This window comes from Microbacterium sp. T32, from assembly GCF_001619615.1.
Classification (GTDB): Bacteria; Actinomycetota; Actinomycetes; order Actinomycetales; family Microbacteriaceae; genus Microbacterium.
In genome coordinates this window covers 1-14360 of record NZ_LQQP01000024.1, presented here as the reverse complement: position 1 = coordinate 14360, position 14360 = coordinate 1, and the positions used below count along the sequence as shown (strand labels likewise).

Genomic DNA, 14360 nt, shown 5'->3' with positions numbered 1-14360 from the left:
GGCGGGTTCGCCCGCCCCGCCGCTCTCTCTGTCGCCCACGGGCGACGCAGCTACCTGTCGCCCGAGCGGCGACGGAGGGAGACACCATGACCGAACCGATCCTGCGCATGTCGGGGATCTCCAAGTCGTTCAACGGCATCCCGGCCCTCGCCGACGTCTCGATCGACGTGTACCGCGGAGAGGTGCACGCGATCTGCGGCGAGAACGGTGCGGGGAAGTCGACGCTGATGAAGGTGCTGAGCGGTGTCTACCCCGCCGGCAGCTTCGACGGCACGATCACCCTCGAGGGGGAGCCGGTCGCGTTCCGCACGATCAACGACAGCGAGGCCGCCGGCATCGTCATCATCCACCAGGAGCTGGCGCTCAGCCCCTACCTCTCGATCGCCGAGAACATCTTCCTCGGCAACGAGAAGTCCAAGCGCGGTGTGATCGACTGGAACGCCACCAACACCGCCGCCGCCGAACTGCTCAAGCGCGTGGGGCTCCGCGAGAACCCGGCGACCAAGATCTACGAACTCGGTGTCGGCAAGCAGCAGCTCGTCGAGATCGCGAAGGCGCTGGCCAAGGAGGTCAAGCTCCTCATCCTCGACGAGCCCACCGCCGCCCTCAACGACGACGACTCCGCGCACCTGCTCGACCTCATCGACCAGCTGCGCGACCAGGGGATCACCTGCATCATCATCAGCCACAAGCTGAAGGAGGTGCTGCGCATCGCCGACCGCATCACGATCATCCGCGACGGCCGGACCATCGAGACGATGCTGCGCGACGACCCCGACACCGACGAGGGCCGCATCATCCGGGCGATGGTCGGCCGCGACCTCAACAGCCTCTTCCCCCCGCGCGAGCCCGACATCGGCGAGGAGCTGTTCCGCGTCGAGCACTGGACCGTCCACCACCCCGTCGACACCGAGCGCGTGGTCATCGATGACGCGTCCTTCATGGTGCGCGCGGGAGAGATCGTCGGCTTCGCCGGCCTCATGGGTGCCGGCCGCACCGAGCTCGCGATGAGCATCTTCGGGCGCATGTACGGCACCGGGATCTCCGGCGAGGTCTACAAGAGCGGCGAGCAGATCGACGTGCGGACCGTGGATGCCGCGATCAAGAACGGCATCGCGTACGCCACCGAGGACCGCAAGAAGTACGGTCTCAACCTCATCGGCGACATCCAGGTCAACGTCTCGGCATCCGCCCTCGCCCGTCTCGCGCGCCTCGGCGTCGTCGACCGGTACCGCGAGTACAAGGTCGCCGATTCGTACCGCTACAAGATGAACATCAAGGCGCCCAGCGTCGCCGCGATCACCGGACGTCTCTCCGGCGGGAACCAGCAGAAGGTCGTCCTGTCGAAGTGGATGTTCACCGGACCCGACGTGCTGATCCTCGACGAGCCGACCCGCGGCATCGACGTCGGGGCGAAGTACGAGATCTACGGAATCATCAACGAACTCGCGGCCCAGGGGAAGGCCGTCATCGTCATCTCGTCGGAGCTGCCCGAGGTCATCGGCCTCTCCGACCGCATCTACACCATCTCCGAGGGACGCATCACGGCCGAGGTCAGCCGAGCGGATGCCACCCAGGAGACGCTCATGCGGCACATGACCGCCGGAAGGAACTGACAGCAATGGCCACCGCATCCACTCAGACGGTCGAAGCGCCGACGCAGCCCGGGCCCCGCCGCCGCGGTCTGCTCGCGCGCATCAACTTCCGGCAGTTCGGCATCCTCGCCGCGCTGATCATCATCATCGTGCTGTTCCAGGTGCTCACCGGCGGGCGCCTGCTGATGCCGGGCAACGTCAACAACCTCATCCAGCAGAACGCCTACGTGCTGATCCTCGCGATCGGCATGGTCATGGTCATCATCGCCGGCCACATCGACCTGTCGGTCGGGTCGGTGGTCGCCATGGTCGGCGCGATCGCGGCGATCGCGATGAACCAATGGGGTCTGCCCTGGTACATCGCCGTACTCCTCTCGCTCGTCGTCGGCGCCGTCGTCGGCGCGTGGCAGGGATTCTGGGTCGCGTTCGTCGGCATCCCCGCGTTCATCGTGACCCTCGCGGGCATGCTCCTCTTCCGCGGTCTGACGCTCGTCCTCCTCACGGGCGGCACGATCAGCGGCCTGCCCGACGGCTTCACGGCGATCGGCGCCGGGTGGCTGCCGCCCGCACTCGGATACGTCGGCAACTGGGACAGCCTGACCCTCGTGCTCGGCGCGATCGCGTGCGTCCTGCTCATCGTGCAGCAGCTGCGCACCCGCGCGACGCTGCGTCGCCTCGAGCTGCCTCGCGAGGTCGCGTGGTCGTTCTGGCTGAAGAACGCCATCGCCGTCGTGGCGATCATGGCCGTGGCGTTCACGATCGCCGCCTACAACGGCACGCCCATCGTGCTCATCATCCTCGCCGTGCTCGTGCTGGCCTACACGTTCGTGCTGAACCGCACGACGTTCGGCCGTCACATCTACGCGATGGGTGGCAACCTGTTCGCCGCCGTGATGAGCGGTGTGAAGACGAAGTGGGTCAACTTCTTCATCTTCGTGAACATGGGTGTGCTCGCCGGCCTCGCCGCGGTGGTCAGCACTGCGCGCGCCGGTGGCGCCGTGGCATCCGCTGGTCAGAACTACGAACTGGATGCCATCGCGGCGGTGTTCATCGGTGGCGCCGCCGTCCAGGGTGGTATCGGTACCGTCGTCGGCGCGGTCGTCGGTGGTCTGGTGATGGGTGTGCTCAACATGGGCCTCTCCATCCTCAGCGTCGACGCGGCCTGGCAGATGGCGATCAAGGGCATCGTGCTGCTGCTGGCCGTCGCGTTCGACATCTTCAACAAGCGACGCAACGGCGGTGTCTGATCGGGTGGGGAGCGCGGCCTCGCGTCACGCTCCCCACACCGGCCGTAACCGGGACTCGGGCGATGCGACAATGGTGGAGGTGCTCCCCTCATGACCCCTGCCGTGTTCGAGCCCGCGACGCCGCTCGCACCACCCGCAGGTCGTACGACGAACGACCTGATCCGTCAGCAGAACCTCGCGTCCGTACTGTCGTTGCTGCACCTGCGGGGAGCGCTCTCACGTGCGCAGCTCGGAGCCACCATCGGCCTCAACCGCTCGACGGTCACGGGTCTGGTGATGGAGCTGACCGAACTGGGACTGGTCCGCGAGGTCGCGGCCGGTGAGCGCACCGGCAAGGTCGGTCGGCCCACGCTCGACATCGAGCCCGAGGACCACGTCGCCGCGCTGAGCGTCCGCGCCGAACCGCACGCCGTGACCGTGGCCCTCGTCGGACTCGGCGGCGTCGTGCACGCGCGGCTCCGCCACGACACGGCGACCGCGCCGTCGCCCCGCCGCTTCGTGCAGATCGTCGCGTCGTCCGTCGAGGCGATGCGCGCCGACATCGACCGGCACTACCGCGTCGTCGGCGCGGGGCTCGCGGTCCCTGGACTCGTGAACGCCAACGGCTCGGTGCTCGTGTCGCCGACCCTCGGGTGGCGGCGCGATCCGGTGGCCGCGCGTCTGAGCGACGAGCTCGGCATCCCCGTCTCCGCCGGAAACGACGCGAGCATCGGTGCGCTGGCCGAGTCGCGGTTCGGCGTCGGCGTCGGCGTCTCGAACCTGCTGTACCTCGGCGGCGCGATGCACAGCATCGGCGGCGGTCTCATCATCGACGGCACCCTGCTGCGCGGGACCTCCGGTTACGCCGGCGAACTCGGGCACACCGTGATCGACCCGCGGGGACGCGCCTGCGTGTGCGGACGGCATGGATGCCTCGAGGCCGAGGTCCGGCTCGATCTCCTGGAGCCGCTGCTCGGACGCCGGAAGCTCGACGAGGACGAGCTCGACGTCGAGCTCGGCGTGGCCCGCGATCCGCGGGTGCTGGCCGAGGTGACGCGCCAGGTCGAGGTGCTCTCGCTCGCCCTCACGAACTTCGTCAACGCGTTCAGCCCCGAGACCGTGGTGCTGTCCGGTTACCTGGGCGCCCTTCTGTCGGTGAGTCGCGAGCGCCTCGCCGAGGCCGTGCGCGTGCACCCGCTCGGCGCCGAGGGCCGCACGATCCGCCTGGAGCGCGCGCACCTGCGGTCGCGCCTGATGCTCATCGGCCCCGCCGAGCTGGCGTTCGCGGACCTCCTCGCGAATCCTGCAGGTTTCCGGGGCTGACGCCTCGGGGTGCGCCCCGGCGCTGCGCCCGCGGCCCGCGGCTGACGCCCGGGGGTTTCCCCCTCCGCGCTGCCGACAGACGTCGAGTGTCCAAGACACGCGGACGCTGCACCGCCCGGTCCGCGTGTCTTGGACACTCGACCGGGGGAGCCGCCCCGGATTGAAAGCGGCCGTTCACCGAGGCGTCGCCTCGCGGGACTACTCTCGCGGCGGCGTTCGCTACCCGGGCGGATGCCAGGGGAGGGCCCGCGTGGATCTCGACGCCGGCCGCGGTCGTTCGTGGTCTTCGTTGTTCGCCGCTGTCATCGCCGCGCTGTTCGTCGGCATCGCGGCCGTGCTGGTGGTGTCGGCGCAGATCAGCGGGCAGGAGCGCCCGCTCGAGGACCGCGTCAGCGCCTACGCCCCGGCGGCGGCCGCCGACCCGGTTGCCGCGGCGATTCCGGCGACGGTGACCCCGGATACCACGGCCGTCACCGGCACCGAGAGCACCGATACCCCGGTCGCCGATCCTGCCCCGGCGGACGTTCCGTCCACGGTGCAGCTCGTCACCGCCGACGCGACCTGGAGCGCGCGGACCGCCGCGGTCACCGGCATCCCGGAACGCGCCCTCCGCGCCTACGCGTCGGCCGCGCTGACCGTCAAGGCCGAGCAGCCCTCGTGCGGGCTGGGCTGGAACACCCTCGCCGGGATCGGGGCCATCGAGTCGGCACACGGCACCCACTCGGGCGGTCACCTCGACGACGCCGGCTACCCTCAGCCCGCGATCCGCGGCATCCCCCTCGACGGCACGGCCAGCGCCGCCATCGCGGATAGCGACGGCGGGAAGTGGGACGGGGATGCCACCTGGGACCGCGCCGTGGGCCCATTGCAGTTCATCCCTGCGACGTGGCAGCGGTGGGGAGCGGACGGCAACGGCGACGGCGTGGCCGACCCGAACCAGATCGACGACGCCGCGCTCGCCGCGGGGCGCTACCTGTGCGCGGCCGGCGAGATGACGAGCGCGTCCGGCTGGCGGCGGGCGATCTTCTCGTACAACCACCTCGATAGCTACGTCGACGACGTCGCCGCCATGGCCAACACGTACGCCGCTCGCGCCGCCGGCTGAGCGTCGGTCAGCCGCGCAGCACCACGTTCTCGGGCTCCTCGCCCGCGAGGAAGTGTTCGATCTGCCGGCGGACGAGCCGCGCGATCCGAGGGCGCATGGCACCGGTGGCGCCGCCGACGTGCGGCGCGATGAGCACGCCCTCGAGCGCCCACAGCGGGTGATCCGCGGGCAGCGGCTCGGGGTCGGTGACGTCCAGTGCCGCACGGATGCGCCCCCGCTGCACGTGGTCGACGAGGGCGTCGGTGTCGATCACGGGGCCGCGGCCGACGTTCACCACGAGCGCTCCGTCGGGCAGGGCCGACAGCGCGGCGTCGTCGACGAGGTGCTGCGTCGTGTCACCGCCGGGCAGCGACACGATCAGCACGTCGGTGGCGGCGAGCACGTCGTACAGCTCGCCGAGGGGGAGGACCTCGACGTCGTCCTGCAGCCGACCGTGCGAGGCGACCGCGCGCAGCTCGACCTCGAAGGGCTTCAGTCGCGCCGCGATGGCCCGGCCCACACCGCCGAAGCCGAGCAGAGTGACGCGGGCGTCGGCGAGGCCCGGCGTCCACTTCCCCTTCCACGCGGCCCGATCCTGCGCGCGGACGAAGTCGGGCAGCGCGCGCTGGGCGGCGAGCGTCAGGGCGACGGCGAGCTCGGCGGTCGCGGTCTCGTGCACGCTCGTGGCGTTGGCGAACACGATGCCCTCGGGCAGGCGGCCCTCGACGTTGTCGTAGCCGATCGACTGGCCCTGCACGAGCCGCGTCGACACCTCGGCCAACCGCGCGATGACGCCGTCCATCGACATGTACGGCGGAACCACGATGTCGATGTGGGGGCGGGGCGCGGCATCCGTCATGTCCCAGACGAGCACCTCCACACCGTCCGGCAGGGGCTGCAGATCGTCGCGGAGCTGGGCGGTGGGCACGGACACGATCAGCGAGGAAGTCACCCGCCCCACGCTACCCGCGGGTCCGGCGCGCGTGGCCGCTCCGAGATCTGTACGGAAAAGTGCCGTACACTTTCCGCATGGGCACATCCCCGAAGGACGCACGGATCGAGCTTCGTGTCACCGCCGCGCAGAAGGAGGCGATCGAGAGCGCCGCCGCGATCTCCGGGCGGACGGTCACCGCGTTCTCCACCGAGGTCCTCACCGAACGCGCGCAGGAAGTCATCCAGCAGGATCGTCGGCTGCGTGTGGATGCCGACGCCTTCGACGCCTTCCAATCGGTGATGGACCGCCCGGCCCGGTCCGTCGATGGCCTCCGAAACCTCCTCACGCGGACGAGCGTCTTCGTCGACGGTGACTGAGTTCCTGACCCCTCGGCCCATCGCGGCGGGGGACAAGCTTTCGGAGTTCCGGTCGGGTGAAGAGGTGCTCGACGTCTGGCTCCGCACGCGCGCACGGAGCAACGAGAAGACCGGCGCCTCTCGGACGAGCGTGTCGGTGACGCGGGGCGAGCAGCGGGTCGCGGGGTACTACTGCCTCTCCTCCAGTTCGCTCGAACGCGAGGACGGTCCCGCGGAGCTCACCGCACGGATGCCGTCGAGCGTTCCGGTGGTCTTGTTGGGCCGACTCGCGATCGACCAGGAGTTCCATGGGATGGGCCTGGGCTTCTCGCTCCTGCAGCATGCGACGCTGAGGGCGCTCGAGGCCGCCGAGACCATCGGCATCCGTGCGATTCTCGTCCACGCCCTCGGCGAGAACGTGGTGCCGTTCTACGAGAAGTTCGGCTTCACGCGGTTCCCCGGGCAGAGCCGCACTCTCTACCTGCTGACCAAGGACGCGCGCGCAACACTCGGCGAGTTCTGACGCTCGCAGCGGCCCGCCGACTCACCCCGTCACGTCCGCGGGCACGGGCCGCCGCCCGATGTGCACGCCGACAGGGACGTCGTACGCGAGGTACTCCGCCATGAGCGCCTCGGCGTCACGGGTGAACAGCCGCCGCGACAGCGCCGCGGCGAGCTTCGTCGCGCCACCGACGAGTCCCGGGATCTGGTGGCTGAGCATGCCCTGGCTGATCCGCGCGCCATGGTTGAACATGTGGATGCGCGACAGCGCCGACCCCGCCGCCGCACTCCGGCTGACGAGGCCGAAGTCGTCGTCGAGGTACGGGAACGCGGCGAGCCCGGGGTTCTCCGCAATCTGCGCCGGGGTGAGACGGTCGCTCCAGAGCGTGGCATCCGGAGCCACCGTCGACAGCTCCGGGCGGCGGGAGAGATCCGCGACGATCCCGGTCGCGGCGATGACGACGTCGTACCGATGGATGCCATGCGGCGTCGTCACGACGATGTCGGTGCCGTCCCACTCGACGGACAGCCACGGCGACGACGTCAGGAAACGGAAGCCGTCGAAGGCGTGCGCGCGCCAGATCGCGTTCTGGGTCGCGGGCTGGTCGACGGCCGAGAGGTGCACGTTGAACGTCCACTTCTGTGCGTCGGTGAGTGAGCCGTAGTTCTCGATGAGGCCCGAGAATTCCATCCACCGGTAGGGGCTGACCTGCGGCATCGCGGGCCGCCGCATGTGCACGTCCACCGAGGCCGCCCCGTGCTCGAGAGCGGTGGCGGCGTTGTCGAACGCGCCCGTGCCGGCGCCCAGGATGCCGATGCGCTTGCCGGCGAGGGCGGCGAAGTCGATCGCGTCGTGGGTGTGGTGCACGCGGTCCGCGGGGAGTCCGTCGAGCAGCGCGGGGACGTGCCGCCCACCCGCGCCCTCGATGCCGGTGGCGAGGACGACGTGCCGAGCGAGCAGCACCCAGGAGCCGTCGGGGCCCTCGAGGTGCAGGCGCAGGGGGCCATCGGCGTCCGGCGGGGTGATCGACGTGACCGCGGTGGAACCGACGACCTCGATGCCGGCGACCGTGCGGTACCACTGCAGGAAGCCCTGCCACGCGACGGTCGGGAAGAAGGCGATGTCGTCCCAGGCCGCTTCGCCGTACACGGCCTCGAACCACGCGCGCGGACTCACCGCCGGCACGCCCCATGTCGGCCACGCGATGTCCTTCGGGGTGCGCAGCGTGTGCATGCGAGCGTAGGTGGTCCAGGGCCCGGTGGCGTCGACCGGGGCGGCGTCGAGCACGACGACGTCCTCGATCCCGCGGCGGCGGAGGCCGCGGGCGAGCACGAGCCCGGCCTGTCCGCCGCCGACGATCACGACCGGGTGCTCGCCGTCGCGCTCGCCGACCCACGCCCGTCCGTCTCCGGCGCTCAGCGCCTCCTGGTGTGCGGCCTCGCGTTCGAGGGCGGCCAGGCGGGCGCCCGCGTCGGCGAGCGGAGTGAGCGCGCTCACTCGACGACGACGCGCACGCCGTAGGCGTCGTCGAGCCGGAAGTTGTGATGGTCGGTGACGTTCGTGTCGTCGAGTTCGAGATTCACGAAGTCCATGCTCGGCTCGGCGAAGAACGGTCCCGCATGCCACGTGCCCTTCAGCATCGTGATCGCGGTGCGCGGCGGGATGCGGAACGCGCGCAGGTCTTCGAGCGTCGGCTCGTCGATGCCCGCGGGCGCGACGGCGATCGTCCACTCGACGTCGCCGACGGCCATGAGCGTCTGGGTCGTCTCGAGGTGCCGCGTGACCCGGACGAACTCGGGCTTCTTGTCGTCGAGCGACATGAGATAGAAGCGCGGGATGCCACCGGAGACGTCGAGCACGGCCTCTTCCGACGTGAAGGGGGTGCCGTCGGCCATGGGCGTCAGGATGACGCCGAATGGGGCGAAGTTCTCAGCCGTGACCGTCGCGGCGGTCAGCGAGTGGGCGGGGAGCGTCTCGGTCATATTCCGACCGTACACCTGTCAGACAAGTTGAAGACCTGCTTGTCGGACACGTTCACGACCTCGTTACGCCCCCGAAACGCCTCGATCGTGGCGGACCCGCCGGATGAGCGCATTGCGCAGTCCCGCCGGCGCCGACACCTGCACCTCGCGCGACCAATACCCCACGGCGTCGCCCGTCCCGTACCCGCAGTAGGTCATCTCGACCACCGGGATCCCCGGCACCGCGTCGAGCAGCCCCGCGCGCTCGGCATCCAGGCTCACCGCGTCGACCCACAGCGTCTCCCACGCGACCCGGATGCCATTGGCCGCCTCGGCCAGGTCGAAGACGGGGCGCTCCGGGTCGAGGTCGAGCTCGCGAACGAGCGGGACAAGATCCTCCGCGAGGGCGTAGGGCACCCCGTCGACCCGCCACACCTTCACGGTGCGGAAGACCCGCGTCCCGTCGGGCAGGTCGTCGAAGCGTGCGGGGTCTCCGCCCTGGAGCACGCGGACACCGGATGCCACGACCTCGAGCTGCGGCTCGTACCCGGCGCCACGGATCGAGAGGGAGTGGTCGAACTGCTCGTCGATGCGGCGGCCGACGTCGGGGAGTCGGCGGTTCGGGGTCGTGCGCGTGCCCTGCGTGCGGTGCACGTACCCGCGCTCCTCGAGCCGGACGAGCGCTTCGCGGACCGACGCGCGAGACGCCCCCGTCAGCTCGGCGAGCCGCGGCTCGGACGGGAGCGTCTCGAGATCGCCGCTCCAGAGGGCGAGGATGCGGTCGATGACGGCATCCTGGTCGGTCGCACCTGTCGCACCGCGCGGAGTCACGAGAACACGGTACCCGGGCCGGTCACTCCTCCGAGCTCTTCAGCAGAGCGACGGCATCCTCCCGGCTCGAGACCCCCAGCTTGCTGTAGATGGATCGCACCTGTGACTTCACGGTGTTCAGCGAGACGTTGCGGGCGCGGGCGATCTCCGGGAGGCCCAGGCTGGAGGTCAGCAGGTAGGCGAGCTCGCGTTCCGTGGCGGTCAGCGCCGCCAGTGCATCGGGGGTGTTCGCGCGCGCGGCGATCGCCGGCAGCATCTGCCGGATTGCCGTCGCGACCGGAGCGAGGTCGGGGTTGTCGTTGGCGACGAGGTCGAGCAGGCGGTCGGTGTCACCGAGGGGGATCATGAAGAACGGCGTGGCCGAACCTCCGGTGCGCTGGATGAGCAGGATGGCCGACTCCATGCTCTGCACCGCGCGCCTCTCGCTTCCGAGCCGCAGGAAGGCGACGGCACGTCGGGTCAGAAGGGGCGTCAGGGTGCGGAGACAGTGTTCGTCATGCAGCGCCACGCAGGCGTTGGTGGTTTCGATCACCTCCCGCTCCCGCCCCATCTGAAGCAGCGCGGAAGCCCGCTGCATCGGGAAGCAGATCGCATGCCCGGGGTGAGTCACCGCATTGGACAGTACGGCGAGGGCTTCGTCGTACTCGCCGTGAGTGATGAGCATGTCGGCGTAGAGGCCGAGCAAGAGTTCACGCATGACGCGATAGCTGCGCGCACGGGCCGAGCCGTAAAGGAGCTCACGGCTCTTGGCGATGCCCTGGGTCACGTCGCGATCGAAGAACGTCGCAACGACGCGGATCGTGTCCGCGCTGAAATGCCAATAGGGGTCATCCGGCTGCGCGCTGCCGATCTCGTCGGCCACCGACCGCATCCGCGCCGAGTCGACGCGGCTGACGGCAATCAGTGCCTCGCCGAGGAGAAGACCCTGTGACGTGTCCTCGATCTGCCACCCCTGTTCGGCGAAGAGGCTTCGCGCCTCGGTCACCGCAGCGGCGGCCGCGGGGTACTCCGCGTTGAACGCCAGGTTCAAAGCCTGCATGCTGAGGGCGCGGTATCGCTGAGCCGGGGTCTCGGCGAACACGAGCGCCTCCGAGGCGTACAGCGCCCCGATCTGCGGCCAGCCGATCGTCGCGCAATACTCCGCGACGCTGGCGAACAGCCCGGAACGTGCGGGGCCGGAGAGCGCCGCGGGGCGGGTGAGGCGGTTGTTGTCGAAGTACCGCAACACGAATTCGAGCCCGTCCCCGAGCGCGTCATTGCGGGCACGCGCCGCGAGCATCGCGGAGAGCAGCATCGCCCGCGTGTCCGTCCACACCAGAGGTGCGGGTCCGGGCTCGGCTTCAGCGAGGACGGACAGGTGGCGCGGGAGCGGTTGCCCGCGCCCGGGCTCGAGTCGGAGGGCGGTGTGGGCGGCCGCCGCGCGAAGCAGCGCGCTCGGCTCGATGGAACCAGTGGAATCGCTCATGTGACCTCCGCCGAACGCGCGAAGTCCGCACCGCAGGTGTGCGCGGCGATCGCGTCGTGGATTGACAGACACCCAGGACGGGCGGTCGGACGCGGTTTCGGGTTCGCGAGCGGCCGCTGGAACCGCCTACCCCCGGGGAACGATTCCACTCACGAGGATATGACAAACGTGCAGCTTTCGTCTGCGCCGTTACCTCGGAATGGGGGCAGCCGTCGCCTGTGGGCGGGTGTGGAGGAGCAGTCCTACGCGGCCGCGGAAACCACGGCGGAGATCGCCGAGGTGAAAAAGCCCAGGCCATCGACGCCGGAGCGCATCGCGGCTGACGTGCCGGGGCCGAAGCCCGGCTCGACGGCGTGCTCCGGGTGCGGCATGAGTCCGACGACGTTGCCGCGCTCGTTGGTGAGCCCCGCGATGTCGTCGAGTGAGCCGTTCGGGTTCACGCCGAGGTACCGGAACGCGACGAGGCCCTCACCGTTCACGCGGGCCAGCGTCTCGGCATCCGCGATGTATCCGCCGTCGGCGTTCTTCAGGGGGATGACGATCTCGTCGCCCTCGTCGAACGCGCTCGTCCACGCCGTAGAGGCGTTCTCGACGCGCAGGCGCTGGTCGCGGCGGATGAACTGCTGGTGAGCGTTGCGGATCAGGCCGCCGGGCAGCAGGTGCGCCTCGACGAGCATCTGGAAGCCGTTGCAGATGCCGAGGATCGGCATGCCCTTGGCCGCGGCATCCTTCACCTCGGCCATGATCGGTGCGAACGCGGCGATCGCGCCGGCGCGCAGGTAATCGCCGTAGCTGAAGCCGCCGGGGAGGACGAGGGCATCGACTCCGCGCAGGTCGTGCTCGCCGTGCCACAGCGCGACGGGCTCGGCGCCCGCGAGACGGATCGCACGCTGCGCGTCGCGGTCGTCCAGCGACCCCGGGAAGGTGATGACCCCGATGCGCGTCGTCACTCGACGACCTCGATGTTCACGACGTCCTCGATCACGGCGTTCGAGAGCATTTCGTCGGCGAGTTCACGGGCGCGGACGAGCGTGGCCTCGTCGACCTCGCCCTCGACGGTGAGCTCGAAGCGCTTGCCGATCCGCACGTCCGAGAAGCGGGTCTCGCCCAGTCGCGACAGGGCGCCGGCGACGGCCTTTCCCTGGGGGTCGAGAAGCTCGGCCTTGGGCATGACGTCGACGACGATGGTGGGCATTCCAGCTCCAGGTGTCGGAAGGGCAATGGGTGCCATTCTACGGGCGCCGTCGACATCGCGATGGTCCGCAAGTGGGAGCGCTCCCGTAATATCGGGCGGGCGTACCGTCAAGGAGTGACACGCGCGCCCGCGGAAGGAACCCGAGCCATGTCCCACACCCGAGCCTTTCCCAAGGGCTTCCTTTTCGGAGCGGCGACCGCCGCGTACCAGATCGAGGGAGCCGCGTTCGAGGACGGGCGCACAGCCTCGATCTGGGACGCTTTCAGCCGGGTCCCCGACGCGGTGATCAACGCCGACAACGGCGATGTCGCGTGCGACCACTACCACCGGTACGCCGACGACGTGCAGGTCATGAAGGGCCTCGGCCTGCAGACCTACCGTTTCTCGACCTCGTGGTCGCGCGTGCGGCCCGACGGCGGCGCGATCAACGCGAAAGGCGTCGACTTCTACAAGAGGCTCGTCGATGAGCTCCTGGATGCCGGCATCCTCCCGTGGCTGACCCTGTACCACTGGGATCTCCCGCAGGCCCTGCAGGATCGCGGCGGGTGGACCGTCCGCGAGACGAGCGACCTCTTCACCGAGTACGCGCTCGACATGCACGATGCGCTCGGCGACCGGGTGAACGTGTGGACGACGCTCAACGAGCCGTGGTGCTCGTCGTTCCTCAGCTACACCGCGGGTGCCCACGCCCCCGGCCACTACTCGCAGGCCGAGGGCATGCTCGCCGCGCACCACCTGCTGCTGGGGCACGGCCAGACCGTGCGCGAGCTGCGCGCCCGCGATGCCTCGCTCAACCTCGGGCTCACGCTGAACCTGACCGTCGCGGATGCCGCCGACCCGACGAATTCGGCCGACCTCGACGCGGCGCGCCGCATCGACGGCCAGTTCAACCGCTGGTTCCTCGACCCGGTGTTCCGCGGCAGCTATCCGTCCGACATCATCCAGGACTTCCGGAACGTGGATGCCGACGCCGTGCGGCGCTGGCAGGACGCCGTGCAGCCGGGCGACCTCGACGTCATCTCGACCCCCATCGACACGCTCGGCGTGAACTACTACCACGGCGAGTTCGTCGGCGGCACGCCGCCCCTCGTGAACCCGCCCGGGGGCGACGCCCCGACGGTGCGTCCGATCGCGTCGCCGTTCCCGGCGCACGAGAACTTGTTCTGGCACGAACGGGGCCTCCCCCGCACGACGATGGGCTGGGAGGTGCAGCCCGAGGCGTTGACAGGCCTGCTCGAGCGCGTGAGCACCGAGTACACCGCCGAGCCCGGTGTCGCGCTGTACATCACCGAGAACGGAGCCGCCTACGACGACGTCCCGGTGACGGAGGACGGCGAGACGCGCGTCCACGACACCGAGCGGGTGGAGTTCGTGGAGGCACATCTCGCCGCCGTCCTGGATGCCATCGACCGGGGGGTCGACGTGCGGGGGTACTTCTACTGGTCGCTGCTGGACAACTTCGAGTGGGCCTGGGGCTACGACAAGCGCTTCGGCATCGTGCACGTCGACTACGCGACGCAGGTGCGGTCCGTGAAGGACTCCGGGCTGGCGTACGCGCGGGTGATTGCGGAGCGGGCGCTGGCTGTTGAGCCAGTGAGGTAGTGCGGAGGCGGGGCCGCGTTCCGCAATAGGGGTGCGCCCGCGCGCCGAGACCGAGGTTCACGGAAGTGGTTGCAGGGTGGCCTCTTCGGCTGAGTCCCCACCCCCCCCGAAACCGGCATGGGACAGGCCCGTTGTCACGGCGCTCCAGCAGCTTTCGAACTTCTCGGCTCGCACGCGGACGGGGATCGAGGAGAGCTGCGTGTCTGCGAGGCGTTGCAGCTCTCCTCGATATCGGGTCAGCAGAAAGTTCGCTGGTAGGTGGTGAGTGTGTATGTGCCGGCGGCGT

Annotated in this window: 14 protein-coding genes; 7 read left to right on the top strand and 7 right to left on the bottom strand. The window is 69.8% G+C overall.

Translation table 11 applies throughout. The annotated features are described in order from the left end of the window. Window positions 1-86 precede the first annotated feature (86 nt). The 4 genes from mmsA (at window position 87) to AVW09_RS13465 (ending at window position 5249) form a co-directional block, all read left to right on the top strand. Complete coding sequence (mmsA, locus tag AVW09_RS13480) at window positions 87-1616, top strand: multiple monosaccharide ABC transporter ATP-binding protein (RefSeq protein WP_063258567.1); 1530 nt, start codon at window positions 87-89, stop codon at window positions 1614-1616. A 5-nt stretch (window positions 1617-1621) separates the two neighbouring features. Beyond that, entirely contained in the window at window positions 1622-2842 is a 1221-nt protein-coding gene (mmsB, locus tag AVW09_RS13475; RefSeq protein WP_063258566.1) for a multiple monosaccharide ABC transporter permease, read from the top strand. A gap of 90 nt (window positions 2843-2932) precedes the next feature. Further along, window positions 2933-4144 (top strand): ROK family protein, encoded by a 1212-nt coding sequence (locus AVW09_RS13470; RefSeq protein ID WP_063258565.1) that lies wholly within the window; start codon window positions 2933-2935, stop codon window positions 4142-4144. Window positions 4145-4394: 250 nt separating this feature from the next. After that, window positions 4395-5249: a lytic transglycosylase domain-containing protein gene (locus AVW09_RS13465; protein WP_063258564.1), complete on the top strand. Its 855-nt coding sequence runs from the start codon at window positions 4395-4397 to the stop codon at window positions 5247-5249. A gap of 7 nt (window positions 5250-5256) precedes the next feature. Here AVW09_RS13465 and AVW09_RS13460 read toward each other — a convergent pair whose 3' ends face one another. Then, the gene (locus AVW09_RS13460) at window positions 5257-6180 is read right to left on the bottom strand and encodes a 2-hydroxyacid dehydrogenase (RefSeq protein WP_063258563.1); all 924 of its coding nucleotides are present in this window, start codon (window positions 6178-6180) and stop codon (window positions 5257-5259) included. A 77-nt stretch (window positions 6181-6257) separates the two neighbouring features. Between AVW09_RS13460 and AVW09_RS13455 the strand changes: the two genes are divergently transcribed. Further along, window positions 6258-6539, top strand: a complete 282-nt coding sequence (locus AVW09_RS13455; RefSeq protein ID WP_063258562.1) for a type II toxin-antitoxin system TacA family antitoxin — start codon at window positions 6258-6260, stop codon at window positions 6537-6539. Beyond that, window positions 6532-7041 (top strand): GNAT family N-acetyltransferase, encoded by a 510-nt coding sequence (locus tag AVW09_RS13450; RefSeq protein WP_063258561.1) that lies wholly within the window; start codon window positions 6532-6534, stop codon window positions 7039-7041. The genes AVW09_RS13455 and AVW09_RS13450 overlap by 8 nt, the downstream gene beginning before the upstream one ends. 21 nt (window positions 7042-7062) lie before the next feature. Here the strand turns inward: AVW09_RS13450 and AVW09_RS13445 are convergent, their stop codons facing one another. From AVW09_RS13445 to purS, 6 genes are all read right to left on the bottom strand, one after another. Next, a complete protein-coding gene (locus AVW09_RS13445; protein WP_063258560.1) occupies window positions 7063-8517 on the bottom strand; it encodes an FAD-dependent oxidoreductase in 1455 nt (484 codons plus the stop codon). Continuing rightward, entirely contained in the window at window positions 8514-9002 is a 489-nt protein-coding gene (locus AVW09_RS13440) for an ureidoglycolate lyase (RefSeq protein ID WP_063258559.1), read from the bottom strand. Before AVW09_RS13440 ends, AVW09_RS13445 begins: the two co-directional genes overlap by 4 nt. Window positions 9003-9065: 63 nt before the next feature. Continuing rightward, window positions 9066-9812: a GntR family transcriptional regulator gene (locus AVW09_RS13435; RefSeq protein ID WP_063258558.1), complete on the bottom strand. Its 747-nt coding sequence runs from the start codon at window positions 9810-9812 to the stop codon at window positions 9066-9068. Between the two features lie 22 nt (window positions 9813-9834). Continuing rightward, a complete protein-coding gene (locus tag AVW09_RS13430; protein ID WP_063258557.1) occupies window positions 9835-11277 on the bottom strand; it encodes a helix-turn-helix transcriptional regulator in 1443 nt (480 codons plus the stop codon). A gap of 242 nt (window positions 11278-11519) precedes the next feature. Next, window positions 11520-12227 carry a phosphoribosylformylglycinamidine synthase subunit PurQ gene (gene purQ, locus AVW09_RS13425; RefSeq protein WP_063258556.1) on the bottom strand — a complete coding sequence of 236 codons (708 nt, stop codon included), beginning with the start codon at window positions 12225-12227 and terminating at the stop codon, window positions 11520-11522. Beyond that, a complete protein-coding gene (purS, locus tag AVW09_RS13420) occupies window positions 12224-12472 on the bottom strand; it encodes a phosphoribosylformylglycinamidine synthase subunit PurS (RefSeq protein WP_063258555.1) in 249 nt (82 codons plus the stop codon). Before purS ends, purQ begins: the two co-directional genes overlap by 4 nt. A gap of 147 nt (window positions 12473-12619) precedes the next feature. On the opposite strand from purS, the gene AVW09_RS13415 reads away from it, so the two are divergent. Continuing rightward, on the top strand, window positions 12620-14074 hold the full coding sequence (locus AVW09_RS13415) for a glycoside hydrolase family 1 protein (RefSeq protein WP_063258554.1): 1455 nt from the start codon (window positions 12620-12622) through the stop codon (window positions 14072-14074). Window positions 14075-14360: the final 286 nt, after the last annotated feature.

What these genes read in the sequence shown, in the direction of transcription:
- AVW09_RS13415 (WP_063258554.1), top strand. Translation starts at nt 12,620, where the DNA reads ATGTCCCACACCCGAGCCTTTCCCAAGGGCTTCCTTTTCGGAGCGGCG.
- AVW09_RS13440 (WP_063258559.1), bottom strand. Translation starts at nt 9,002, where the DNA reads ATGACCGAGACGCTCCCCGCCCACTCGCTGACCGCCGCGACGGTCACG.
- mmsB (WP_063258566.1), top strand. Translation starts at nt 1,622, where the DNA reads ATGGCCACCGCATCCACTCAGACGGTCGAAGCGCCGACGCAGCCCGGG.
- purS (WP_063258555.1), bottom strand. Translation starts at nt 12,472, where the DNA reads ATGCCCACCATCGTCGTCGACGTCATGCCCAAGGCCGAGCTTCTCGAC.
- AVW09_RS13470 (WP_063258565.1), top strand. Translation starts at nt 2,933, where the DNA reads ATGACCCCTGCCGTGTTCGAGCCCGCGACGCCGCTCGCACCACCCGCA.
- AVW09_RS13455 (WP_063258562.1), top strand. Translation starts at nt 6,258, where the DNA reads ATGGGCACATCCCCGAAGGACGCACGGATCGAGCTTCGTGTCACCGCC.
- mmsA (WP_063258567.1), top strand. Translation starts at nt 87, where the DNA reads ATGACCGAACCGATCCTGCGCATGTCGGGGATCTCCAAGTCGTTCAAC.
- AVW09_RS13430 (WP_063258557.1), bottom strand. Translation starts at nt 11,277, where the DNA reads ATGAGCGATTCCACTGGTTCCATCGAGCCGAGCGCGCTGCTTCGCGCG.